General features: G+C 68.5%; 24 protein-coding genes and 1 tRNA gene. 9 read left to right on the top strand and 16 right to left on the bottom strand.

The genetic code is table 11. The features are described from left to right. Window positions 1-22: 22 nt before the first annotated feature. The 4 genes from ACTWQD_RS04035 to ACTWQD_RS04020 all read right to left on the bottom strand — a co-directional run bounded on the left by ACTWQD_RS04035 (window position 23) and on the right by ACTWQD_RS04020 (window position 2,364). Window positions 23-352: a hypothetical protein gene (locus ACTWQD_RS04035; protein ID WP_443194878.1), complete on the bottom strand. Its 330-nt coding sequence runs from the start codon at window positions 350-352 to the stop codon at window positions 23-25. Between the two features lie 44 nt (window positions 353-396). Further along, entirely contained in the window at window positions 397-933 is a 537-nt protein-coding gene (gene ispF, locus ACTWQD_RS04030; protein ID WP_443194877.1) for a 2-C-methyl-D-erythritol 2,4-cyclodiphosphate synthase, read from the bottom strand. 2 nt (window positions 934-935) lie between these two features. Beyond that, entirely contained in the window at window positions 936-1,763 is an 828-nt protein-coding gene (ispD, locus tag ACTWQD_RS04025; RefSeq protein WP_443194876.1) for a 2-C-methyl-D-erythritol 4-phosphate cytidylyltransferase, read from the bottom strand. Window positions 1,764-1,881: 118 nt separating this feature from the next. Next, window positions 1,882-2,364 (bottom strand): CarD family transcriptional regulator, encoded by a 483-nt coding sequence (locus ACTWQD_RS04020; RefSeq protein ID WP_024367191.1) that lies wholly within the window; start codon window positions 2,362-2,364, stop codon window positions 1,882-1,884. A gap of 315 nt (window positions 2,365-2,679) precedes the next feature. Between ACTWQD_RS04020 and ACTWQD_RS04015 the strand changes: the two genes are divergently transcribed. After that, window positions 2,680-3,222 carry a hypothetical protein gene (locus ACTWQD_RS04015; RefSeq protein ID WP_443194922.1) on the top strand — a complete coding sequence of 181 codons (543 nt, stop codon included), beginning with the start codon at window positions 2,680-2,682 and terminating at the stop codon, window positions 3,220-3,222. A 96-nt stretch (window positions 3,223-3,318) separates the two neighbouring features. On the opposite strand, the gene ACTWQD_RS04010 is transcribed toward ACTWQD_RS04015, so the two are convergent. Continuing rightward, window positions 3,319-3,999, bottom strand: a complete 681-nt coding sequence (locus ACTWQD_RS04010) for a response regulator transcription factor (protein WP_066433497.1) — start codon at window positions 3,997-3,999, stop codon at window positions 3,319-3,321. After that, window positions 3,996-5,198, bottom strand: coding sequence for a sensor histidine kinase (locus ACTWQD_RS04005; RefSeq protein WP_443194921.1), 1,203 nt, complete (start codon window positions 5,196-5,198; stop codon window positions 3,996-3,998). Before ACTWQD_RS04005 ends, ACTWQD_RS04010 begins: the two co-directional genes overlap by 4 nt. A gap of 207 nt (window positions 5,199-5,405) precedes the next feature. Here ACTWQD_RS04005 and phoU point away from each other — a divergent pair, with 207 nt between their 5' ends. Then, window positions 5,406-6,068 carry a phosphate signaling complex protein PhoU gene (gene phoU / locus ACTWQD_RS04000; RefSeq protein ID WP_443194875.1) on the top strand — a complete coding sequence of 221 codons (663 nt, stop codon included), beginning with the start codon at window positions 5,406-5,408 and terminating at the stop codon, window positions 6,066-6,068. Window positions 6,069-6,149: 81 nt separating this feature from the next. Here phoU and ACTWQD_RS03995 read toward each other — a convergent pair whose 3' ends face one another. Then, the gene (locus ACTWQD_RS03995) at window positions 6,150-6,896 is read right to left on the bottom strand and encodes a phosphoglyceromutase (protein ID WP_443194874.1); all 747 of its coding nucleotides are present in this window, start codon (window positions 6,894-6,896) and stop codon (window positions 6,150-6,152) included. Between the two features lie 143 nt (window positions 6,897-7,039). On the opposite strand from ACTWQD_RS03995, the gene ACTWQD_RS03990 reads away from it, so the two are divergent. Next, window positions 7,040-7,924 carry a class I SAM-dependent methyltransferase gene (locus ACTWQD_RS03990; RefSeq protein WP_443194873.1) on the top strand — a complete coding sequence of 295 codons (885 nt, stop codon included), beginning with the start codon at window positions 7,040-7,042 and terminating at the stop codon, window positions 7,922-7,924. Here the strand turns inward: ACTWQD_RS03990 and ACTWQD_RS03985 are convergent. Continuing rightward, window positions 7,909-8,262: a DUF2516 family protein gene (locus tag ACTWQD_RS03985; protein ID WP_066433487.1), complete on the bottom strand. Its 354-nt coding sequence runs from the start codon at window positions 8,260-8,262 to the stop codon at window positions 7,909-7,911. The genes ACTWQD_RS03990 and ACTWQD_RS03985 overlap by 16 nt on opposite strands. Before the next feature lie 9 nt (window positions 8,263-8,271). Further along, on the bottom strand, window positions 8,272-9,498 hold the full coding sequence (locus ACTWQD_RS03980) for a trans-sulfuration enzyme family protein (protein ID WP_443194872.1): 1,227 nt from the start codon (window positions 9,496-9,498) through the stop codon (window positions 8,272-8,274). An 87-nt stretch (window positions 9,499-9,585) separates the two neighbouring features. Between ACTWQD_RS03980 and tmk the strand changes: the two genes are divergently transcribed. The 4 genes from tmk to ACTWQD_RS03960 all read left to right on the top strand — a co-directional run bounded on the left by tmk (window position 9,586) and on the right by ACTWQD_RS03960 (window position 13,222). Continuing rightward, window positions 9,586-10,242 (top strand): dTMP kinase, encoded by a 657-nt coding sequence (gene tmk, locus ACTWQD_RS03975; RefSeq protein ID WP_443194871.1) that lies wholly within the window; start codon window positions 9,586-9,588, stop codon window positions 10,240-10,242. After that, window positions 10,239-11,381, top strand: coding sequence for a DNA polymerase III subunit delta' (locus ACTWQD_RS03970; protein WP_443194870.1), 1,143 nt, complete (start codon window positions 10,239-10,241; stop codon window positions 11,379-11,381). The genes tmk and ACTWQD_RS03970 overlap by 4 nt, the downstream gene beginning before the upstream one ends. Before the next feature lie 105 nt (window positions 11,382-11,486). Continuing rightward, a complete protein-coding gene (locus ACTWQD_RS03965; protein WP_443194869.1) occupies window positions 11,487-13,055 on the top strand; it encodes an alpha/beta hydrolase in 1,569 nt (522 codons plus the stop codon). Window positions 13,056-13,149: 94 nt separating this feature from the next. Then, a tRNA-Thr gene (locus ACTWQD_RS03960) sits at window positions 13,150-13,222 on the top strand. 60 nt (window positions 13,223-13,282) lie between these two features. Here the strand turns inward: ACTWQD_RS03960 and ACTWQD_RS03955 are convergent. Further along, window positions 13,283-16,138: a cation-translocating P-type ATPase gene (locus ACTWQD_RS03955; RefSeq protein WP_443194868.1), complete on the bottom strand. Its 2,856-nt coding sequence runs from the start codon at window positions 16,136-16,138 to the stop codon at window positions 13,283-13,285. Between the two features lie 15 nt (window positions 16,139-16,153). Beyond that, the gene (locus ACTWQD_RS03950) at window positions 16,154-16,627 is read right to left on the bottom strand and encodes a hypothetical protein (RefSeq protein WP_443194867.1); all 474 of its coding nucleotides are present in this window, start codon (window positions 16,625-16,627) and stop codon (window positions 16,154-16,156) included. A 70-nt stretch (window positions 16,628-16,697) separates the two neighbouring features. On the opposite strand from ACTWQD_RS03950, the gene ACTWQD_RS03945 reads away from it, so the two are divergent. Next, window positions 16,698-17,684, top strand: coding sequence for a hypothetical protein (locus tag ACTWQD_RS03945; protein ID WP_443194866.1), 987 nt, complete (start codon window positions 16,698-16,700; stop codon window positions 17,682-17,684). Window positions 17,685-17,720: 36 nt separating this feature from the next. Further along, the gene (locus ACTWQD_RS03940; RefSeq protein WP_443194865.1) at window positions 17,721-17,900 is read left to right on the top strand and encodes a hypothetical protein; all 180 of its coding nucleotides are present in this window, start codon (window positions 17,721-17,723) and stop codon (window positions 17,898-17,900) included. 102 nt (window positions 17,901-18,002) lie between these two features. Here ACTWQD_RS03940 and ACTWQD_RS03935 read toward each other — a convergent pair whose 3' ends face one another. From ACTWQD_RS03935 to ACTWQD_RS03915, 5 genes are all read right to left on the bottom strand, one after another. Beyond that, entirely contained in the window at window positions 18,003-18,848 is an 846-nt protein-coding gene (locus tag ACTWQD_RS03935; protein WP_443194864.1) for an aldo/keto reductase, read from the bottom strand. Between the two features lie 121 nt (window positions 18,849-18,969). Next, window positions 18,970-19,425 (bottom strand): hypothetical protein, encoded by a 456-nt coding sequence (locus tag ACTWQD_RS03930; protein ID WP_443194863.1) that lies wholly within the window; start codon window positions 19,423-19,425, stop codon window positions 18,970-18,972. A gap of 7 nt (window positions 19,426-19,432) precedes the next feature. After that, window positions 19,433-20,134, bottom strand: coding sequence for a bacterial proteasome activator family protein (locus ACTWQD_RS03925; RefSeq protein WP_443194862.1), 702 nt, complete (start codon window positions 20,132-20,134; stop codon window positions 19,433-19,435). A gap of 145 nt (window positions 20,135-20,279) precedes the next feature. Continuing rightward, entirely contained in the window at window positions 20,280-20,471 is a 192-nt protein-coding gene (locus ACTWQD_RS03920; protein WP_066433456.1) for a YbdD/YjiX family protein, read from the bottom strand. 13 nt (window positions 20,472-20,484) lie between these two features. After that, entirely contained in the window at window positions 20,485-22,782 is a 2,298-nt protein-coding gene (locus tag ACTWQD_RS03915) for a carbon starvation CstA family protein (protein ID WP_443194861.1), read from the bottom strand. Between the last annotated feature and the right edge of the window lie 13 nt (window positions 22,783-22,795).

Here is a 22,795-nt window from a genome sequence, read left to right as displayed (position 1 = left end):
GGTGCGGACGGCGCGCGGGCGCCTACTTGCAGTACTCGCCGATCTTGTTCATCTGTTCGGCCAGCTGCTTGTTCTGTTCCTCGCTCTTGGCGCCGAGCGAAGAACCGGCGACGTCCTTCATAACGTCCGCCATCTCCTGGATGGGCGCCGCCACCTCGGGAGCCACCTTGTCCGCGACTTCCTGGTAGTGCTTGGAAATCTGGTCCGCCTGCTGCTGCTGGTTTCCCGTGGGGACGAAGGTGTCCTGGTTGAGGAACGCGCAGCTGTCCTGGACGCTCATCTTTGGCGTCGCGGCGCAGCCGGTCAGCAGCAGTCCGGCCACGAGGACGACGGCGGGCAGCAGCTTGGTCACGGGGAGTCTCCTGGTGTCTCGCGGAAAGGGGATCTGCGTTAAGCCTAGGCGACGGACTCTTCAGACGCCGAGCGGACGGGGTACACCAGGGCCGTGGCCGTGGCCGAGATGCCCTCGCCGCGGCCCGGGAAGCCGAGCCCGTCGCTGGTGGTGGCCGAGACGCTGACGGGGGCGCCGGCGGCCTCGCTCAGGACCCGCTGGGATTCCTCCCGGCGCGGGCCGAACTTGGGCCGGTTGGCCACGAACTGCACGGCGATGTTCCCGATCTCGAAGCCCTCCGCGCGGACGATCCGCGCGGCCTCCGCCAGCAGGGTCGCGCCGGAGGCCCCGGCGTACTCCGGCCGGTCGGTGCCGAAATGCGTCCCGAGGTCCCCCACGCCGCAGGCGGAGAACAGGGCGTCGGCGGCGGCGTGGGCCACGGGGTCGCCGTCGGAGTGGCCGGACAGCCCCCGTTCCCCTTCCCAGAACAGGCCGCCCAGCCAGAGCGGCTGGGGTGCGTCCTCGGGTGCGTAGGCGTGGACGTCGATGCCGATTCCGGTCCGGGGGATGACGGGCAGCGGGGCGTTGTGGTGGTGGGACATGCTCAGCCTTCCACCCAGCGCGCGCCCAGCGGGCCCTCAAGGAGGCCCTCGGCGATGATCAGGTCCAGCGGGGTGGTGATCTTCAGCGACTGGCTGGCGCCGCGGACGGCGTGGACGGGGACGCCGAGGAGTTCCACCAGCATGGCGTCGTCGGTCACGGCAGCTGCCTGGCCGGCGTCGAACGTCGCCGCGGCGGCGTGGGCACGCCGGAGGGTGGCCAGCTGGAATCCCTGCGGTGTCTGCACGGCCCGCAGGGCCTCCCGGGCGGCGGTGCCGGTGACGAGTTCGGGGGCGGGGGCGTCGGCCGCGGCCGCTTCCACGGTCTTGACCGTGTCGACCACCGGGATGACGGGGATGACGGCCTGGGCGCCGGCGGCGAGTGCGCGGGACACCCGGTGGAAGACGGCCTCCGGGGTCAGCGCGCGGGCTGCATCATGGACCAGGACCGCCTCGATCTCCGGCTGGAGCGCCGCCAGCGCGGCGCGGACCGAGTCGGCGCGGCTGGCGCCGCCGTCGACGACGGTCACCGCCGGGAGCTGCACGGCAACCCCCGGCGCGGGCGCCTGCGGGCCTTCCACCGCGAGCTCCTGCGCGAACGTTTCACAGAGGTTCCGGAGCTCCGGGTCGCCGGGCGGGATGGCGACGCAGATTTGCCGCGCGACGCCTGCGGCCGCGACGCCCCGCAGGGCGTGGGTGAGGATGCTGTCCCCGCCGAGGGGGACCTTGGCTTTGGGCATGCCGTAGCCCAGGCGTTCGCCGGAGCCGGCGGCCACGACGACGACCGCGGTGAGGGCGGCGGCCGGTGGCGTATTGGTCGGTGCAGAGTCCATGGCCACAAGACTACGTCCCGCGTCCCCGCAGCGGGCTACCTCCTGCCGTCAGCACAAAAAAGAAACCCCGGCGGCCTTGTCGCCACCGGGGTTTAATTCTTGTCTGTTCGACTCGTGCTTAGGAAGCCAGAACCTCGTCGAGAACGCTTGCAGCCTTCTCTTCATCAGTCTTCTCAGCCAGCGCCAGTTCTGAAATCAGAATCTGGCGGGCCTTGGCCAGCATGCGCTTCTCTCCTGCGGAGAGACCCCGATCGTGATCGCGGCGCCACAGGTCGCGGACGACCTCTGCCACCTTGATGACGTCACCGGAAGCAAGCTTCTCCAGGTTTGCCTTGTATCGACGCGACCAGTTGGTGGGTTCTTCAGTGAACTCGGCCCGCAGCACTTCAAACACGTGCTCCAGACCTTCTTTGCCCACTACGTCACGAACCCCAACAAGGTCAACGTTTTCTGCTGGAACTTCAATGGTCAGATCACCCTGGGCCACCTTGAGCTTGAGATACATCTTCTCTTCGCCCTTGACAGTGCGCATCTTGATTTCTTCAATTTTCGCTGCACCGTGGTGAGGGTAAACTACTGTCTCGCCGACCTCAAAAACCATGTAAACATTCCCCTTTCCCGCAGACCAGTTTATCACGGTTAAGGCATACGACTGGCATGGAACGGGCCGAAGAACCGCATGAATACGCGGAAAATGGGCCAAATCGGCCCTCCTGGACCCCTTGACGAAAGCGGATATTAGTGCATGGGCATGCCTTTGCCAAGGGTGTGCGACATCCCCCGCAGGCGGCCCGCCTGCGCCCGGCCCGGGGCAATGTGTACGCTTCGAATCATCGTTTGGCGGGGATTGCCGATAGGCTATGGCTGAAGAATGTTCCAAGACTCTCAAGGAGTGCGTGACGTGGGTTTCACTGCGATGAACCGGGGCCAGCGCGGCAAGCTGGCAATGGCAACGGCTGCTCTGGGCATCGGCCTGCTGTCCGTGACCGGCTGCGGCTACATCAACCCCCAGGCGACCACCATGACGTACGCGGCGTCAGACGGAACGCAGGCCAACGTCGGCCCGCTCCAGCTGCGCAACATGCTGATCGTCTCCGGCGGCGAGGACAAGCCGGGCCGTGTGATCGGCGCCGTCTACAATTCCTCCTCCGAGGACGTCACGCTGGTGATCGCCGGCGCCGGCGGGTCGCAGACGCAGGTCCCGGTCAAGCAGAACTCCTACACGCTGCTCAACGATTCCACGGACGAGGCGATCCTCAGCACCACGGGCGGCAACCCGGGCTCCCTCGTCGAGGTCCGCGTCTCCGAGGACGGCACCAACCAGAACGCCACGTTCAAGGTTCCGGTGGTGGACGGCACCATCACCGACTACAAGCAGTACCTGCCGGCCGGCAGCGAGCCCACGGGCTCGGCCACGCCGACGTCCACCCCGTCGCCGACGGGCGGCGCAGACCACTAGCGTCCGCACACAAAAGGAGGGGCACCCGCGCGGGTGCCCCTCCTTTTGTGTCTGCAGGCTTATTCGTGGGCGGGCTAGCCGCTAGCCGGGCCTGTTTTAGGGGTCGAACTTGTACCCCAGGCCGCGCACCGTAATCAAGTGCCTGGGAGCCGAAGGGTCCGGCTCGACTTTGCTGCGCAGACGCTTGACGTGGACATCGAGGGTTTTGGTGTCCCCCACGTAGTCCGATCCCCAGACCCTGTCGATCAGCTGCCCCCGGGTCAGCACCCGGCCGGAGTTCCGCAGCAGCATCTCCAGGAGCTCGAATTCCTTCAGCGGCAGCGAAACCTGCTCGCCGCTGACCGTGACCACGTGCCGTTCAATGTCCATCCGGACCGGGCCCGCCTGGACGGTGCTGGACACCAGTTCCTCCGGCTCGCCCTGGCGGCGCAGCACGGCCCGGACGCGGGCCACCAGCTCCCGGGATGAGTAGGGCTTGGTGACGTAGTCGTCGGCGCCCAGCTCCAGGCCCACCACCTTGTCGATCTCGGCGTCCTTTGCCGTCAGCATGATCACCGGCACCGACGAGCGCTGCCGCAGCTGCCGGCAGACTTCCGTGCCCGATTGTCCGGGCAGCTGCAGGTCCAGCAGCACCAGGTCGGCTCCGTTGCGGTCGAATTCGGTGATGGCGTCAATTCCGTTGTCGACCACCTCCACCTCGAATCCTTCCTTGCCCAACAGGTAGGACAGGGGGTCGCTGAAGGACTCCTCGTCCTCCACAACTAGAATCCTGCTCAAGCGGTTGCTCCTTGCTCATGGGCGCCTGCGGCGTCACTTCGGATCGGTTTTGGGTTCTGGGCGTCGGCGCCGTCGGGCTCCTGGCCTTCCAGTTCCGGAAGCCGGATGGTGAATGTGCAGCCATGGCCCGGCTGTGACCAGAGGGTCACCTCGCCGCCGTGGTTGGCGATGACGTGCTTGACGATACTGAGGCCGAGGCCGGTCCCTCCGGTATGCCGCGACCGCGCGGCGTCGACGCGGTAGAAGCGTTCAAAGACCCGCTCCTGGTCCTCGGGGCTGAGCCCCTCGCCCTGGTCCGTCACGGACACGGCCACGAGGCCGTCCTTCGAACGGATGCCGATCCCCACCCGGGTGTTCTCCGGGGAGTAGCGGATGGCGTTGTCGATCAAATTGCGCAGCGCAGTCACCAGCTGGTCCTGGTCGCCGTAGACCATCGCGTCGGTCCGGCCGCCGACCACCAGCTCAATGTTTTTGCTTTCCGCCGGCAGCTGGGACCGGTCCACGGCTTCGGTGACCACCGTGTTGATGTCCACGGCCCGTCCCTGCTGGGCGACGTTGGCGCCCTGCAGCCGGGACAGTTCGATGATGTCCTGCACCAGGGCGGCAAGCCGGGCGGATTCCTTGTGCGTGCGTTTGGCGAAGCGGCGCACGGCCTCCGGGTCGTCCGCCGAGGATTCCAGGGCCTCGGCCAGCAGCGAGATGGCTCCGACCGGCGTCTTCAGCTCGTGGGAGACGTTGGCGACGAAGTCGTTCCGGACCTCCTCGGTGCGGGTGACCTCTGTCCGGTCGTCGGCGAGCAGAAGGATGTACTCTTCGGCGATCACGGCGGCCCGGACCTGGACCACAATGGTCCCCTGCCCCAGCGGGCCGCGCGGGAGTTCGAGGAGCCGTTCGAGGATGACGCCGTCGCGCCGCACTTTGGCGGTCATCTCCAGCAGCTGCTCGTGGACCAGGGTATGGCCGCGCACCAGGCCGTAGGCGTAGGCGGCGGGGCTGGCACGGACAACGCCGTCGATCGCGTCGACCACCACGAACGCGCGGCCGACGGCGGCCAGCACCTCGGCGGCGCCCTCAGGCAGCGAGGGGTCCTCAAACTCAACGTCCACCAGCTTCCGCTGCTGCTCGCTGACCCGGAACGCGAGCACGCCGAAGACGCCGAGCGACAGGCCGATCAGGCCGGCAATCACGCCGATGAGCATTGGATCCACGGCTCCAGCTTATGCTCTGCCCCGTGCCGGAAACTGAAATCTCCCCCTATTCCCGTCCCGGTTCAGCTAACGTTCACCTATTGGGGCGTAACAGTTCACCCGGCGCTGGAAGACTTGACCGTTGGAGCGCCGAGAGGTGAATCGAAATGAGCCGGCCACTCCTGGTGGCGGCATTGTTTCCGAAGAAAGGACGCACACGTGCGCAAGGTTTTTCAGGAAGAGCTCGTCCAAGTGGGGGAACAGCTCGTCGAAATCTCGAAGCTGGTCAGTGAGGCCATCGAGAAAGCCACGACTGCCTTTGACGGCGCCGACATTGACCTGGCCGAGGACGTCATCGCTGCCGATGCGCGGATCGACTTCCTGCAGAACAGCCTGGACGAGCGGGCCATCGACATCCTCGCCCTGCAGGGCCCGGTGGCCAGCGACCTGCGGATGATCGTGGGCTCCCTCCGCATGAGTGCCTCGCTGGAGCGGATGGGCGACCTGGCCCGCCACCTCGCCCAGCTCGCGCGCCTGCGCTACCCCTCCACCGTGATCCCCGAGCAGCTGCGCGCGACGTTCAAGAGCTTCGCCGAGCAGGACCTGTTCATCGCGGAGAAGGTCACGGTGCTGCTGGAAACCCGGGACCTGGAAGTGGCCCGGGACATCATGAAGGCCAACACCGTGGTGAACGACCTGCACCTGAGCGTCTTCAAGGCGATCGCCCGCAGCGACTGGAACGAGTCCCCCGCTACAACCGTCGACGTCGCGCTGGCCAGCCGCTACTTCGAACGGTTCGCGGACCACGGCGTCTCCGTGGCGCAGAAGGTCACGTACCTGGTGACCGGCGCCTGGCAGCCGAACGGCATCGAACACATCTGATACTTCCAGCAACACGTACGACGCCGGCCGGTCACCTTCAGGGGTGACCGGCCGGCGTCGTACGTGCGGTAGTTCGAAGGGCTACTTCTTGCCCTGGTTCGCCACGGCCTGGATGGCTTCGGCGGCGGCCGCGGGATCGAGGTAGGTGCCGCCCGGGTTCAGCGGCTTGAAGTCCTCGTCCAGGTCGTAGACCAGCGGGATGCCGGTGGGGATGTTGAGCCCCGCGATGGCTTCGTCGCTGATGCCGTCGAGGTGCTTAACGAGGGCGCGCAGGGAATTTCCGTGGGCGGTGACCAGGACGGTCTTGCCGGCCTTGAGGTCTGCTTTGATGTCCGACTCCCAGTAGGGCAGCAGGCGGACCAGGACGTCCTTGAGGCACTCGGTGCGGGGCAGAGCGTCGCCGAGGTCCGCGTAGCGCGGGTCGTGCGCCTGGGAGAACTCGGAGTTGTCATCGAGGGGCGGCGGCGGGGTGTCGTAGGACCGGCGCCAGGTCATGAACTGCTCTTCACCGTATTCGGCGAGGGTCTGGGCCTTGTCCTTGCCCTGCAGGGCGCCGTAGTGGCGCTCGTTGAGCCGCCAGTCGCGCTTCACGGGGATCCAGCCGCGGTCGGCTTTGTCGAGGGTGATGTTCGCCGTGTTAATGGCCCGCTTCAGCAGGGAGGTGTACAGGACGTCCGGGAGGAGGTTGTTCTCCACAAGAAGCTCGCCGCCGCGGACCGCTTCGGCCCGGCCCTGGTCGTTGAGGTCGACGTCCACCCAGCCGGTGAACAGGTTCTTGGCGTTCCATTCGCTGTGGCCGTGGCGCAGCAGAATCAGCTTGTAAGTCATGGTTTTCATCCTAGCGGAGCGGCCCCCGGCAGTGCCGCGCGTTACATCGGCCCCGCCACACCCCAACGCGGGGACACTCCCGGCCCGTCCCGGGGCGCCGCATGGGCGGGGACTGACCCCGCGTTGGAGGATAGGGTTGCTGTGTGGTGCAGAAGGCTGAGCGGGTGGTTGCCCCGCAATCCCATCCCCTGGGACAACGCCATGGCGACAAGAACGGAACGCCGGCCGGCGGAACCCGCGCGGGCAGGCCGGTGGGCAACGTGACCCGCGGCACCACCAACCCCAACCGGATGCGGCGGGTGGACCGCTGGCTGACGGGACCGCAGGCGTGGCGGCTGCGCGCTGCCGCCGATCCCCTCGCCGTGGACCTGGGCTACGGCGCGTCCCCGGCGACCGCCGTCGAACTCTTTGACCGGCTGTCGCGGATCCGGCCGGATGTGCGTGTGGTGGGTGTCGAGATCGAGCCCGAGCGGGTCCGGCTGGCCAAGGAACTGGAACGGCCCGGCCTGAGCTTCCAGCTGGGCGGCTTCGAGCTGCCGGTGCCCGGCAGGCCCGTCCTGGTCCGGGCGTTCAACGTGCTGCGGCAGTACGAGGAGGCCGACGTCGCGGCCATCTGGCGGCTGGTTCAGGGGCGGCTGGCGCCGGACGGAATATTCATTGACGGCACCTGCGACGAGATCGGCCGCCGGGTGACATGGGTGGCGCTGGACGCGGAGCGGCCACTGAGCCTGAGCCTGTCCATGCGGTTCGGCAGTTTTGCGCTGCCCTCGGACGTGGCCGAACGGCTGCCGAAGGCCCTCATCCACCGGAATGTGCCGGGCGAGCGGATCCGCGACTTCCTGCAGGCCATGGACCGGGCCTGGCTGGAGGCGGCGCCCCTGGCCGCGTTCGGCAACCGGCAGCGCTGGACGGCGATGTGCCGGGCACTGCGCGACGGCGGCTGGCCGGTGATGGACGGCGCGGCCCGGTGGCGGCTGGGCGAACTAACGGTCGGCTGGGAGGCCGTGGCACCTCACCAGGGGCCGTAGGGGCCCATGTTGCGGCTGCCGCCGCGGCCGGCGTCTTTGACGGCCGGGCGGACATCGGCGAGGTAGACGGACGCCGCGGTCACGGCGACGAGGCCGAACAGCCCCAGCGGGCCGAGGAGGCCTCCGCCGCCGCCCAGCAGGGAGAGCAGGCCCACTGCCATGGCGCCGCCGGTGACGGCCAGCCAGAAGGTCTTGGTGCGCTTGGACACGGCTTCGAAGGCGTTCGCCTTGTGCCGCAGGCAGTCGAAGAAGGCCCACACCTCAAGGGCGAGGGCTACCAGGGCCAGGAGAAAATAGATCCCGGTTTCGACATAGTAAATAAGCGCTCTTCCGTCCATCCCCCCAGCCTAGCCGCCCAGCGTGCCCAAGGCCTGCTCCAAATCGGCCCAAAGGTCTTCCACGTTTTCGATTCCGACGCTCAGCCGGACCAGGTTCTCCGGCACGCTCACCGGCTCGGCCGTATGCCGGCGCCGCCGCTCGATCAGGGACTCCACTCCGCCGAGCGAGGTGGCCGGCAGCCATAGCTTCAGGGCACGGATCATCCGGTCCGCAGCCTCGGCGCCGCTCATGGCGCCGCTCATGGCGCCGGTGCCGCTGCTCGTGTTTCCGCTGCCGCCGATGGGGGCCATTTCGATGCACAGGATGGAGCCGAAACCCTTCATCTGGCTCTTGGCCCGTTCGTGGCCGGGATCCGAGGCCAGCCCCGGGTAGCGGATGCTGCCGACCCTGGGGTGTGCGCTCAGCCGTTCGGCCAGCACCGCGGCCGAGGCCTGCGACCGCTCGACGCGCAGCGCCAGGGTGCGCAGCCCGCGCAGGGCCAGCCATGCCTCCATCGGGCCGGCGATGCCGCCGTGGATGGTCCGGTGGTGCAGCAGCGTGGACCGGAGCCCGGCGTCGGACGTCACCAGGGCGCCCAGCACGACGTCGGAATGGCCGGACAGGTACTTGGTCACCGAGTGGAGGACGACGTCGGACCCCAGCGCCAGCGGCTGCTGTACGAGCGGGGTGGAGAACGTGTTGTCCGTGACCACGATGGCACCGGCTGCGTGCGCGGCGGCCGTCAGCGCACGGATGTCCGCGACGCCGAGCATCGGGTTGGTGGGACTTTCCAGCCAGAGCATGTCGGCGGGCCTCCCGTCCGCCGGAGCGAGCAGCGCCTTCACGGCGTCGGTGTCCGCAATGTCCACCGTGCGGAGCTCCAGGAACCCCTTCTCGGCGAGCTCCGTGGCCATCACCAGGGAACCGGCGTAGCTGTGGGAGGGCATCACCAGCACTCCCTGCGCCGGAACGAGGGACAGGGCCGAACTGGCGGCGGCGAGGCCGGAGGCGTACAGCAGGCCGGGAAGCTCGGCCCCTTCCAGCTGGCCGAGTGCTTCCTCGAAAGGGTCCCAGGTGGCGTTGGAATAGCGGCCGTAGCCGCGGTCGCCGTCGCCCAGCGGGCCCGTGCCGAAATAGGTCGAGGACAGCACCAGCGGCTGGTTGACGGGCTGGTCGCGTTCCCGCGGCGGGCGGCCCGCCGCCACAACGACCGTTTCTGCGCTGAGCGCGGCTGCCTGTTCTTCGGAAAGACTCATGGTGACAGGGTACTGGGGTGCCCGGCCGGGTACCGAAGGCGTTACGCCGGGGGCATTTGTGTCAGGGATTGTCGGTAGGCTAGAGAAGTGACCACCCAGAATTCCGGACTGTTCATCGCGTTCGAAGGCGGCGACGGTGCCGGCAAGTCAACCCAGGCGGCGGAGCTGGCCGCGGCCCTCCAGTCGCGCGGCTTTGCAGTGCTGCGGACCCGGGAACCCGGGGGCACCCCCATCGGGGAGAAGCTGCGGTCCCTGGTGCTGGACCACGGCCACGGCCACATCGATGCCCATACCGAGGCCCTGATCTTTGCCGCCTCCCGCGCCGCCCACGCCAGCCAGGTCATCCGCCCCGCCCTTGAGCGCGGGGAGATTGTCCTCACCGACCGCTACATCGATTCCTCGGTCGCCTACCAGGGCGCCGGCCGCGACCTCGGCACCGACGCCGTCCGGGACATCAACCAGTGGGCCACCTCGGGCCTGCAGCCGGACCTGACCGTGCTGCTCGACGTCGAGCCGGAGGTTGGCCGCCGGCGCCGGACGGCGGGCGACGCGGCTGAAGACCGGCTGGAATCCGAGGCCGATGAATTCCATGCCAGGATCCGTACCGCTTTCCTCGACCTCGCCGCGGCCCGGCCGGAGCACTACCTGGTGCTGCCCGCCCGCCTCCCTGTCGACGAACTGGCCGCGCGGATCCTGGCCCGGGTGGAGTCCCTGCTGCCCCTTTCCCGGACGGTGGAGGCGTGACCGTCTGGGACGACCTGCAGGGCCAGCCTGCCGTCGTGGACCAGCTGCGCCAGGCCGCCCAGGGTGAGGGCCTGACCCACGCATGGCTGTTCACCGGCCCGCCGGGGTCCGGCCGGTCCAACGCGGCGAAGGCCTTTGCCGCCGCCCTGAACTGCGACCAGGACGACGTCGGGCAGCGCGGCTGCGGCGAGTGCGCGGCCTGCCAGACGATTCTGGGCGAGACGCACTCCGACGTCGCCTTTGTGCGCACCGAAAAGGTCACCATCACCATCGACGAAGCCCGCGACCTGGTGGCCACCGCCGGCAACCGGCCTTCCTCGGCACGCTGGCGGATCATTGTGGTGGAGGACGCCGACCGGATGGCCGAACGCACCACCAACGTGCTGCTCAAAGCCATCGAGGAACCCACCCCCCGCACTGTCTGGATGCTCTGCGCGCCCTCGCCGGCCGACGTCCTCGTCACCATCCGGTCCCGGTGCCGCCCGGTCGCCTTGCGGCTCCCGCCCGCGGCCGACGTCGCGGCCCTGCTGGTCAAGCGCGACGGCATCGACCCGGCCGTCGCAGAACGGGCGGCCCGGGCGGCGCAAAGCCATGTCGGCATTGCGCGCCGCCTGGCACGGGACCCTGAAGCCCGCGAACGGCGGCTCGCGACGGTGCGGTTTCCGCTGGGCCTCAGAGGCGTGACCGCCGCGGTGCTCATGGCCGAGAAACTCGTCAAGATCGCCACCGAGGAAGCCAACAGCTCCAACGAGGAGCGTGACGCCGCCGAAAAAGCCGCCCTGCTCGCCACCCTCGGAGCGCCCGAAAGCGGCACGCTGCCACCCGCCATGCGGAGCCAGGTCAAACAGCTCGAAGATGACCAGAAGCGCCGTGCCAAGCGGTCGGTGACGGACTCCCTGGACCGCACGCTGACGGACCTGCTGTCCTTCTACCGGGATGTGCTGATCATCCAGATGGGGAACGCCGTGGAGCTGGTCAACGTTGAGCTTCAGAGTGAACTTGTTGAGTTCGCCCGCCACTCATCACCCGAAACCACCCTTGCCCGCATGGACGCCATCAACAAGGCCCGCATCCGGATCACCACTTCCAACGTGGCGCCGCTGCTGGCCGTCGAGTCCATGGCCGCCAGCCTTATCTGAGGGATCATTAAGTGACCCCTTCCCGGTGAACCGGCCGGTTGCCGGCCGCGTCCGGCGGGGAAGCTGCCGTCCGTCGCTCCGTTCCGATCCACCTAGGAGAACAGTATGAAGTCCGCACGAGCCGTGCCCGCCAGATCCCGATCCCTAGCGATCGGCGTGCGGGCTGCCGGCGCCATGGCCCTGGCCCTGGTGTTGTCCTCGTGCACGCTCTTCGGTGGCAACGGCGGGCAGAACAACAGCAGCAGCACACCCAAGCCCGAGATCGCTGACGCCGCGCCCGCCGAGCTCCGCAGCTACTACACCCAGCAGGTCGACTGGGCCCCGTGTGAGTCCGACTTCCAGTGCGCCACCATCAAGGTCCCGCTGGATTACAGCAAGCCCGACGGCGACAGCATCGGGATCGCAGCGCTGAAACTCTCCACGAAGGGCAACAACAAGAAGGGCAGCCTCCTGGTCAACCCGGGCGGCCCGGGCGGCTCCGGCTACGACTTCGTCCGGGACGCGGGCGCCACCAACATCTCGGAGAAAGTCCGCGCCAATTACGACATCGTGGGATTTGACCCGCGCGGCGTGAAGCGCTCCGCCCCGGTCACCTGCCTCACCGACCAGGAGCGCGACGCCTCCCGGGAGAAGACCTACAAACTCGACACCGACGCCGGGCTGGCCGAGGCCCTCGCCGACAACAAGGCGATCGCGGCCAAGTGTGCGGAGAAGACCGGGCCGGTCCTGGGCCACCTTGACACCGCAAGTGCCGCCAAGGACCTCGACATCCTGCGCGGGGTACTCAATGACGAGAAGCTGAACTACCTCGGCTACTCCTACGGCACCTTCCTCGGCTCCACCTACGCCTCCCTGTTCCCGGACACGGTGGGCCGGATGGTCCTGGACGGGGCAATGGACCCGTCGCTGAGCTACGAGGAACTGACCCGCGGGCAGGCCAGGGCGTTCGAGAAGGCCATCCTGGCCTACGCGACGCACTGCCTCGACCAGAGCGGCTGCCCGCTCAGCGGCACCCCGGAAGACGCCGTCGGGCAGATCCGGGACATCATCAACGCGGTGGAAGCCGATCCGCGGGCCGCGAAGGACGGCCGGATGGTCAACGCCTCCATGTTCGTCAGCGGATTCATCCTTCCGTTCTACAACGACGACAACTGGCCCCTGCTGACGCAGGCCCTGGGCAGCGCGATGAAGGGCGACGTGTCCCCGATGCTGCGGCTCGCCGACTTCGGCGCCGACCGCGAACCGGACGGCAGCTACTCCGGGAATTCGACCTTCGCCTTCACCGCCATCAACTGCCTGGACTACCCCATGGTGACGGACACGGAGGGAATGCGCGCGGACGAACAGCAGCTGCGCCAGGACTCCCCCACCCTCGGCTCCTACTTTGCGTACGGTGGCACCAGCTGCAAGGAGTGGCCGCACCAGAACGTCCGCACGCCGGCACCCGTTGACTACAAAGGCTCCACCGACATCCTCGTGATCGGCACCACCGGCGACCCGGCCACCCCGGTGGAGTGGGCCAGCGAGCTGCGCAAACAGCTGGGCACGGCCTCGCTGCTGACGTGGGAGGGCGAGGGCCACACGGCCTACGGCCGCTCCAACGACTGCGTCGGCAACGCCGTGGACGGCTACCTCGTGGATGGCAAGACGCCCGCGGACAACACCGTCTGCTGAGCCGCACGGCCGCCATTTTGACCCGGGCCGGAGGACTCAACTACAGTTATCTCTGGCATGAAGCGCCCGGGCCTCCCGGACCATTCAGCCGGTTGCTTCCTTAGCTCAGTTGGTAGAGCGTCTCACTCGTAATGAGAAGGTCGCCAGTTCGATTCTGGCAGGAAGCTCTGAACTCCAGATAACGGCCCCGGCATTGTTTGCCGGGGCCGTTTCTTTTGCCCGGCCGGCTACGCCAGCGACCCGGCTCCCGCAACGCCGGACCGGCGCCGCGCGCCCAGCCGGAGGGCGGCCTTGCGGAGCTCCGCGAACCACAGCACGGCCGAGGCCATCGCCACGCAGACGGCCCACTGCCCGGGGTCCAGGGACGCCGTCCCGAAGGCCAGCTGCAGGAACGGGACCTCCACCACCGCCACCTGGAGTGCCGCGGCCAGGAGCACTGAGCCCCAGAGCCACTTGTTCACGAAGAGCCGGCGGAAGGCGGAGGACGCCTCCGAGCGGGAGTTGAAGGCGTTGAACAGCTGGGCGAACACCAGGGTGGTGAAGCCGGCGGTCCGTGCGACGTCCAGCGAATCACTGCCGCCGGGCACCAGCCCGCCGGGCAGGAAAATGTCGATGGTCAGCAGGGACGCGACCGCCATGACCAACCCGATGCTCAGGATGCCGCGCCACATCCGGGCCCCGAGGATGCGGTCGCCCCGCCGCCGGGGCTGGCGCGCCATCACGTCGTCGGTCTCCGGGTCAATGCCCATCGCCAGGGCCGGGCCCGAATCGGTCACCAGGTTGATCCACAGGATCTGGGTCGCCAGCAGGGGCACGGCAAGCTCGCCGGCGCCCGCGCCGGCGAGGCCCATGGCGCCGGCGAACACCACGCCGAGGAAGACCGTGAACACTTCGCCCATGTTCGAGGACAGCAGGTAGCGGAGGAACTTCTCGATGTTCTCGAAAATGACCCGGCCCTGGCGCACCGCCGAGACGATCGTGGCGAAGTTGTCGTCCGCCAGGATCATGTTCGAGGCCTCCTTGGTGACCTCGGTGCCGGCCACTCCCATGGCGATGCCGATGTCCGCGGTCTTCAGCGCCGGGGCGTCGTTGACCCCGTCCCCGGTCATCGCCACCACGTTGCCCTGGGCCTGCAGGGCCGAGACGATCTGCAGTTTGTTTTGCGGCGCCACCCGGGCGTACACCGACGCCGTGCGGGCCAGTGCCTGCAGCCCGGCGCCGTCGAGCCCGTCAAGTTCGGCTCCGGTGACGGCCCGCTCCCCCGGCCGCGCTATCCCCAGGTCGGCTGCGATCCGTGCTGCGCTCAGCGGGTGGTCGCCGGTGATCATCACAACCCGGATGCCGGCCCGCCGCGCCTCGGCCACCGCCGCGGCGGCTTCAGCCCTTGGCGGGTCCAGGATGCCGACGACGCCGAGGTACACCAGCGTGGCCTCATCCGCCTCATCAAGCACCTCCGTTTCGGAGAGGTCCGCCTCTGTGTAGGTGCGGTACGCCACCCCCAGCGTCCGGAACGCCTGGGCGGACAACTCCTCGACGTCGCGCAGCGCCTTCGCCCGGCGGGCCGGACCCATCGGCACAACCTGTCCGCCGACCTGCAGTCCGGTGCACCGGTCCAGCAGGACGTCAGGAGCGCCCTTCGTCACCAGGGATACTGTGCCGATCTCCCGGTGGCGGGCCAATGCCGACATGAGCTTCCGCTCCGAGGTGAAGGGAATCTCGCCCTTTCGGTCAAACTCCCCGACGCGGTCCGCCACCCCCGCGAGCTTCCGGGCCGCGACGAGGAACGACGCTTCCGTGGGGTCGCCCTGGATCTCCCACCCGCCGTCGTGCTCGCGCAACTGCGCATTGTTCGCGAAGGAGCCCCCGGCCAGCACCATGCGTGCCTCCTGCAGCAGGGCCGGGTCCTGCACCTGCCGGCCGTGCTGCAGCACCGCACCCTCCGGCCGGTAGCCGGCACCGGTGAGCTCGACCTCGCCGGATGCGGTGGTGATCCGGCAGATGGTCATCTCGTTCCGGGTCAGCGTCCCGGTCTTGTCCGAGGCAATCACCGAGGCGGATCCGAGGGTTTCCACCGAGTGCAGCTGCTTGACAACAGCCTTGCGTTTGGCCATGTTCTGGACGCCGATAGCGAGGACTACGGACAGGATGGCCGGCAGCCCCTCGGGCACGGCCGCCACCGCGAGCGAGACGCCGAGCAACAGGACGGAGACCAGCCCGCCAACGGTATCCACCCCGTTCACGATGATAACGGTAGCCATGACGACGGCGGCGATCGCGACCACCGCGATGCCGAGCCATCTGCTGACTCCCGCGATTTCCTGCTGCAGCGGCGTGGGCGCGTCTTCGGCGGACGCCAGCATTCCCGCGATGGCCCCGACCTCGGTGTCCATCGCGGTTCCGGTGACCACCGCGCGGCCGACGCCCCGCACGACGGCGGTTCCCTTGTAGACCATGTTGAGCCGGTCACCGAGCGGCACGTCGCCGCTGAGGATACCCGGATCCTTGAAGACGGGCGAGCTTTCGCCGGTGAGCGACGACTCGGCGATGCCGAGCGAGTGTGCCGTGATCAGCCTGGCGTCGGCGCCGACGGAGTCGCCCTCGTTGAGGACCAGAATGTCGCCGGGTACCAGCGCCGCGGCCGGCACCGTTGCCAGGTCCCCATTCCGCAGCACCGTCGAGGTCGCCGCCGTCATCAGCCGCAGCGCGGCGACGGCGCTCTCGGCCTTGTTCTCCTGCACGAAGCCGAGGGCGCCGTTGAAGACCACCACCGCCCCGATCACGAGGGCATCAACCGGGAGCCCTGCAGCTCCTTCCACGGCCCAGGCCACCACCGAGATGGCGATCGCCGCCAGCAGCAGGTAGATCAGCGGGTCCTGGAACTGCCGCAGGATCTTCCGCCACAGCGGCACGGGCGGTGCGGCGCGCAGTTCGTTGGGCCCGTAGCGTGCCAGGCGCTGCTGCGCTTCCGCCGGGTGCAGCCCGGTCTCCGGGTCGACGCCGAACGCGTGCAGGGCCTCCGTGGCACGGCGGAGGTGCCAGGGGAGGGCACCGGTTCCACCGCCGGAGGCTGGGTTTGTGGGCACGGCCGGTAAACCGGATCAGGCTGCCCAGACGGAAGCGGCGCCGGAATGGCCGGTGATGACGCTCTGGTAGATGAAATAGGCCCCGGCCGCGGCGGCGAGAACCAGCAGTACCATCCGGACGGCCCGGTGTGTCCGCAGGCTGCCAAGGAACGCGAAGCGCCGGCCGATCGGCTCATAGCTTGTTACCAGGGACGCTGCGACCACCACGAAGAAGAGGACGGAGATGGCCTTGAGCACGTCCCCCTGCTCCGCGTGCTCATGGATGAGTGCCGACGCCGGGCGGGTTTCCTCCAGCTGCTCGCCCGCCTCGGCGGTCAGCAGGGACAGGGGAACGAGGAACAGCGACAGCACTCCGAGCGGCCAGGCCAGGTAGCCGCGCCACCGCGGCGCCGCGGCATAGACGACGGCGGCCAGGCCGGCGAGGGGTGCCAGCACGACGACGGCGTGGATGAGCAGAATGTGGGCGGGGAGCCCGGCGATTTCGATCACGAGTGCCCTCTTCCTAGAGAACTCTCCGGTGGCGGCCGCATTGCCCGGGCCGGGATTCTATGATTCTTGCATGAGTGAGCAGGCACTGGCGGACATTGCTGCCCAGCTCTATGCCCTTCCGTTTGACGAGTTTGTCGCCGCGAGGACTGCCGCCGCCAAGACGGCGGCCGCGGCAAAGGACCGGCGGGCCCTCGCCGGGGAAGTACGTTCCCTGCCCAAGCCTTCCGTGGCGGCGTGGACGGTGAACATGCTCGCGGCCCGCTGGCCGGAGACACTCCGGGAACTCGCCGGGCTGGGGCAGTCGATGCGCGCCGCGCAGTCCTCCCTCGATGCTCCCGAACTCCGCCGGCTGGGCCAGGAACGCCGCCAACTGCTGAGCGGCGCGGTCAAGGCAGCGCAGGCGGCGGCGGAACAGCAGGGCCGGAAGATCAGCGGTGCGATCGCGACGGAAGTGGAAGAGACACTGCGCGCCGCGACAGCGGATGCGGGGGCCGCGGCCGCCGTCCAGTCCGGCCGCCTGCTCCGGGCCCTGTCCGCCGACGGCGTCGACGTGGTGGATCTGTCAGGTGCCGTGGCGCTCCCCGGCCTGCTTCCCGCCGGGGATGGGCCTGGCCCGGCGCCGGTTCGATCCGGAAAGACGGCCCGCGCCGGGGCCGCCACCGGGGCCCCGGCGGGGAAAACGGCATCGCAACCGCGGCTCCGGGCGGTCCGGCCGGAACCGCGGCGGTCCACGCCGTCCGCGGTGGAACGGGCCAAGGTGTTGCTCGAGGAGGCGGAAGCGGCAGCGGCCGCCGCTGCCCGGGAGGCCAGCGAGCGGGAGGAGGAACAGGCCGAAGCCACCGCTCTGGCCACAGGGCTCGAAGACGCCGTGCGCGAGCTGCGCGGGCAACTGGCGCAGCGCGAGCTGGAGCTTAAGGCTGCCCGGAAGCACCGGGAAGTGTCGGCCGCCCGCGCCCAGCAGGCCGCACGGTCCGCGGCGAAGGCGCGGCGTAGCGAGGACCTGGCCCGGGAACGCGTGCTGCGCTTGGGCGACACGGGCAACACGCCGGACCGGTGACCGAATAGTGTCGGAGGCCCGCGCCACACTTAATGCATGGATACCAACCAGTACTTTGAAGTCACGTACCTGGACCCGGACTGCGGCCGCATCTGCACCGAAACCTTCGACGACGTCTCCGCCGCCGAACGCTTCGCGAGCCGTAAGGTGCTGGACGAGCACGGCTGGGCCGTCATTGACGCCGTGCCGGTCCAGGCAGGCCGGAAAGCCGCTTAGCCCCTGCTCCGCGCGGCCCCGGACAGCAGCAGGGCCCCCACCCTGTCCGGGTGAAGGCCCTGTTGCGGACTGAGCCGGCCGGTGTACCGGCGGCGGATCCGCTTAGGCGAAGTCGGAGACAGCCGGGTCGGGGCCGATGCGGCCGGCGCCCTCGGCGGACTTGTCCAGGCCGTTGATGGCCTGCACGTCGGTCTCGTCCAGGGTGACGTCCAGCGCTGCGAAGTTCTCGCGGATGCGGGACTCCGTCACCGACTTCGGGATGACCACGTTGCCGATGGCGAGGTGCCAGGCGATGACCACCTGCGCCGGAGTGGCGTTGTGCTTGGCCGCGATCTGGCCGATGACCGGGCTTTCCAGCAGCTCTCCGCCCTGGCCCAGCGGCGACCAGGCCTGGGTGAGGATGCCCTTGGAGGCGTGGAACTCACGCAGTGCGGCCTGGTTGAAGAACGGGTGAAGTTCGACCTGGTTGATGGCCGGCACGACCCCGGTCTCATCGATGAGGCGCTGCAGGCCCTCCTGGGTGAAGTTGGAGACACCAATGGTCTTGACCCGGCCCTGCTTCTGGAGCTCGATGAGGGCCTTCCAGGTATCGACGTACTTGTCCTGCTTGGGCTGCATCCAGTGGATCAGGTACAGGTCCAGGGTCTGAAGGCCCAGGCGCTCCATGGATTCCTCGAAGGCCTTCAGCGTGGACTCGTAGCCCTGGTCCGCGTTCCACAGCTTGGTGGTGATGAAGATTTCCTCGGGCGTGAGGCCGGAGCGCTCGATCGCGCGGCCCACTCCTGCTTCATTGCCGTAAATCTTGGCGGTGTCGATGTGGCGGAAGCCGGCTTCGAAGGCCTGCACCACCACCTTCTCGGCGACGTCGTCTTCAACCTGCCACACTCCGTAGCCAAGCTGGGGAATCGTGTTGCCGTCATTGAAAGTCAGTACCGGTGAGATTGTCATTCAGCTATCCTGCCAACGCTTTCACCCGGACCGCCAGCCTGGAGGGCCCGGCTAAGCTAGGCGCTTAACCGGGAATTTTGGCCGCCCCGTGAGGGGGGGCCGACGGGCGCGGCCTGCCGCGTCAGTCCGTAGCAGCAGCCTCGGCGAGCCGGCGTTCGGCGTCGGCCACCTGCTCCAGCACGGAAGTTGCGCGGCGCCGCACCGACTCGGCGCCCGCGGGAACCGGGCCGACGGCGAGGCGGAGCATCGCCGCCGCCTCGGCCGTCGTCGCGAGGGAGTTGCCGGCCGACGACAAGGCACGGTGGACACCCGCGAGGCTCCCCGGGATGTCGAGCCCTTCACTCGGCGATCGGCGCTGGGCCTCCACGCAGACCCGCCGGACCCGCCCCGAGAGCGCGGACAGCTCATCGGCTACCTCAAGCAGCTCGGCGTAGAGGGCTTCGTCGTCCACCCCTTCGAGGACCTGGTGGTAGCGGTCCAGGCCCCGGGTGAAGCGGTCGTGGGCCCGCCGCCAGAGGCCCTTGCCGAGCTCGGCGTCGTCTTTCCGCCCCTGGCGGGCGGCGCTGAAGAATCCCAAGGGTGCCCTACAGGTACTGGCCGGGGCCGTGGTCCGGGTCTGCGGGTTCGCGCGGCTGCGACGGATCCGCGCCAGGCCTGGGCGCGGCCGCCCGCTGCGGTTCCCCGTTCTCCCCGATGACGACGCCGGGGGCGATCATGGTGCCGGGCGGCAACTGGCGGAGCTGGGCCTGCGCGGCCGAGTGTTCGCGGGCGGCGTGCTGGGCGGCGAGGGTGGCCTGGATGCCGTGGAAGAGGCCTTCCAGCCAGCCGACCAGCTGGGCCTGGGCGATCCTCAGCTCCGGGTCCGAGGGTGTGCCGTCCGCGGGTAGGGGCAGGCTGATCCGTTCCAGTTCGTCGACGAGTTCCGGCGCGAGGCCGTCTTCGAGTTCCTTGATGGAGCGCGCGTGGATGCCGGCCAGCCGGGCCCGGGCGGCGTCGTCGAGCGGGGCGGACTTCACTTCGTCAAGGAGCTGCTTCATCATGGTTCCGATCCGCATCACCTTCGCCGGCTGGTCCACCAGGTCCTGGAGCTGGCTGGGCCCGGGCCGTCCGTCCCTTTCGGGCGCCGCCGGCTGTGGCGGGTGCTCCGTCGTTCCGGGACCGCCGCGGCGGTCCTGCGGCGGCGCCTGTCCGTCGTCGCCGGCTGGCTGGGCGGGAAGTGCGGCGCCCACCAGGGGGTCTCCGTCGGGGACCTCGCTGGCCGGCTGAGTATCGTGCGGATCGCTCATGGCTTCATACTCTCATGAGCCCGCAGCGGGCACGGGCGGCGGGCGGGCACGGAGGTGAAACGCCCCGGACGGCGAGGGGCGCCGCCGGGCACTGGTGTGCCTGGCGGCGCCCTTCGCGGCTGCCACGCCGCTCAGCCGGTGAAACTCAGCAGCACCGGCCCTGCGGGTTGGCGTCCTGGCGGTCTGTCTGGTCCCGCCAGAACTCCCGTTCGGTCATCGGCGGGGAGCTGTGACCGGCCTCGGCGTGATGGGCCAGATACTTCGCGTACGCGTCCGCACCCATCACACCCCCCAGGTACCGGGCGAATCCCCGGAATCCTGCAACCACCGCGTTCATTGTTGGCTCCGCATCAGTGGTGGGCGGCCTGTGTCCGCTTGTCCGCCGGCAGCTGGTTCCACTCGTTCATAAGCTCACGCTCGGAACGGGTGGGCGCCGGACCGGCCGGAGCGAACACGCGGGACGGCAGCGCCGGGTCCTCGTTGTCCTCATTGGGCAGCCCGGCTTTGGAGTTGCGGAACGCCTTGTAAGTGGCGAGCAGCGCCGCCGTGATGACGATGATGCTGAGCACCACGAAGATGACCGAGAGCCAGCCCTGGATCGCGGTGTTGCGGATGACCGCTTCCATGGCCTGCACGGTCTTGGCCGAACCGAAGGAGGTCTGGCCTTCCGCGAGTGCCTTGGAGAAGGCCGCGTTGTTGGCGAAGTAGCCGACGGCCGGCGTCGAAGAGAAGATCTTCTGGTAGCTGGCCGTGATGGTGACGACGGCGGCGAAGGCCAACGGGAGCGCCACGATCCAGAGGAACTTGAAGGATCCCTTCTTCGCCGCGATGGCGAGGCAGACGGACAGCGCGATGGCGGCCAGGAGCTGGTTGGCGATGCCGAACAGCGGGAACAGCGTGTTGATGCCGCCCAGGGGGTCGGTGACGCCCATCAGCAGCACCGCACCCCAGGCACCGACCATAACGGCGGTGCAGAGCCAGGCGCCGGGGCGCCAGGAGTGCTCCTTGAACTTCGGGACGAAGTTGCCGATCGAGTCCTGCAGCATAAAGCGGGCGACGCGCGTGCCGGCGTCGACAGCGGTCAGGATGAACAGGGCCTCGAACATGATGGCGAAGTGGTACCAGAAGCTCATCATGGCGGTGCCGCCGATGAACTGCTGCATGATGTGGGCCAGGCCCACGGCGAGGGTCGGGGCGCCGCCGGTACGGGAGACGATGCTGGTCTCGCCGACGTTGGCTGCCGTCTCGGCCAGCATGTCCGGGCTGACGTTCACCCCCGAAAGTCCCAGGCTGTTGACCCAGGCCGCCGCGGTTTCCACCGTGCCGCCGGTGAGGGCTGCGGGGGCGTTCATCGCGAAGTAGAGACCGCGGTCAATGGAGATTGCCGCGACGAGCGCCATGATGGCCACGAAGGACTCCATCAGCATGCCGCCGTAGCCGATGTAACGGGTCTGGCGTTCCTTTTCGATCAGCTTCGGGGTGGTTCCGGAGGAGATGAGGGCGTGGAATCCCGAGAGTGCGCCACACGCGATGGTGACGAAGAGGAACGGGAACAGCGCACCGGGGAAGACGGGTCCGTTGTCGCGGCTGGCGAATTCGCTGAAGGCCGGTACGGAGATTTCCGGACGGACCACAATGACGGCCACGGCCAGCATCACGATCACGCCGATCTTCATGAAGGTGGAGAGGTAGTCCCGCGGCGCCAGGAGGAGCCAGACCGGCAGGATCGCGGCGATGAAGCCGTAGATGATGATGGCCCAGGCGAGGGTGACCTTGTCCAGGGTGAAGAGCGCGTCGCCCCACTCGGTCGCTGCGACGACGCCGCCGCCGATGATGGCGGCCATCAGCAGCACAAAACCGATCAGGGAGACTTCCATGATCTTGCCCGGGCGGAGGAAGCGCAGGTAGACGCCCATAAAGAGGGCGATCGGGATGGTCATGCCGACGGAGAACACACCCCACGGGCTTTCGGCGAGGGCATTGACGACGACGAGCGCCAGGATGGCGACGATGATCACCATGATGAGCAGCGTGGCGATCAAGGCTGCGGTGCCGCCGATGACACCGAGTTCTTCGCGGGCCATCTGGCCAAGGGAACGTCCGCCGCGGCGCATGGAGAAGAACATCACGACGTAGTCCTGGACGGCGCCGGCGAACACGACGCCGATGATGATCCAGATGGTGCCCGGCAGGTAGCCCATCTGGGCTGCGAGGATGGGGCCCACCAGGGGCCCGGCGCCGGCGATCGCGGCGAAGTGGTGGCCGAAGAGGACGTTGCGGTCCGTGCGGACGTAGTCCTTGCCGTCTGCCTTGTACTCCGCGGGGGTGGCCCGACGGTCGTTCGGCTTGAGCAGGTAGCGCTCAATGACCTTGGAGTAGAAGCGGTAGCCGATCAGGTAGGTGCTCACCGCAGCGAAGACGAACCAGATGGCGTTGACGGTTTCGCCGCGGACAATCGCCAGCATGAACCATGCCACGGCGCCCAGCAGGGAAATTGCCACCCAGATCGCGATCTTGGCGGGCGTCCATTTGCGCTCCTCGGCCTCGCGCACGGACTCGTCCACGGCTGTGGGCGGCAGGGCCGGGTCCGGCCTAATGCCGTCGTCGACCAGTATGTTCTTTGGCGTGCCATCCGGCATTGTGCCCATGTCTCCTCCTTGA

This window comes from Pseudarthrobacter sp. 1C304 (assembly GCF_052245515.1).
GTDB lineage: Bacteria > Actinomycetota > Actinomycetes > Actinomycetales > Micrococcaceae > Arthrobacter.
This window is presented reverse-complemented; position numbering and strand designations above follow the sequence as displayed.

Bases quoted from the DNA above. Each gene is read 5' to 3' on its own strand.
- ispF (WP_443194877.1), bottom strand. From the start codon at position 933: ATGTCCCACCACCACAACGCCCCGCTGCCCGTCATCCCCCGGACCGGA.
- ispD (WP_443194876.1), bottom strand. From the start codon at position 1,763: ATGGACTCTGCACCGACCAATACGCCACCGGCCGCCGCCCTCACCGCG.
- ACTWQD_RS04020 (WP_024367191.1), bottom strand. From the start codon at position 2,364: ATGGTTTTTGAGGTCGGCGAGACAGTAGTTTACCCTCACCACGGTGCA.
- ACTWQD_RS04015 (WP_443194922.1), top strand. From the start codon at position 2,680: ATGAACCGGGGCCAGCGCGGCAAGCTGGCAATGGCAACGGCTGCTCTG.
- ACTWQD_RS04005 (WP_443194921.1), bottom strand. From the start codon at position 5,198: ATGCTCATCGGCGTGATTGCCGGCCTGATCGGCCTGTCGCTCGGCGTC.
- ACTWQD_RS03995 (WP_443194874.1), bottom strand. From the start codon at position 6,896: ATGACTTACAAGCTGATTCTGCTGCGCCACGGCCACAGCGAATGGAAC.
- ACTWQD_RS03985 (WP_066433487.1), bottom strand. From the start codon at position 8,262: ATGGACGGAAGAGCGCTTATTTACTATGTCGAAACCGGGATCTATTTT.
- ACTWQD_RS03980 (WP_443194872.1), bottom strand. From the start codon at position 9,498: ATGAGTCTTTCCGAAGAACAGGCAGCCGCGCTCAGCGCAGAAACGGTC.
- ACTWQD_RS03965 (WP_443194869.1), top strand. From the start codon at position 11,487: ATGAAGTCCGCACGAGCCGTGCCCGCCAGATCCCGATCCCTAGCGATC.
- ACTWQD_RS03945 (WP_443194866.1), top strand. From the start codon at position 16,698: ATGAGTGAGCAGGCACTGGCGGACATTGCTGCCCAGCTCTATGCCCTT.
- ACTWQD_RS03940 (WP_443194865.1), top strand. From the start codon at position 17,721: ATGGATACCAACCAGTACTTTGAAGTCACGTACCTGGACCCGGACTGC.
- ACTWQD_RS03935 (WP_443194864.1), bottom strand. From the start codon at position 18,848: ATGACAATCTCACCGGTACTGACTTTCAATGACGGCAACACGATTCCC.
- ACTWQD_RS03925 (WP_443194862.1), bottom strand. From the start codon at position 20,134: ATGAGCGATCCGCACGATACTCAGCCGGCCAGCGAGGTCCCCGACGGA.
- ACTWQD_RS03920 (WP_066433456.1), bottom strand. From the start codon at position 20,471: ATGAACGCGGTGGTTGCAGGATTCCGGGGATTCGCCCGGTACCTGGGG.
- ACTWQD_RS03915 (WP_443194861.1), bottom strand. From the start codon at position 22,782: ATGGGCACAATGCCGGATGGCACGCCAAAGAACATACTGGTCGACGAC.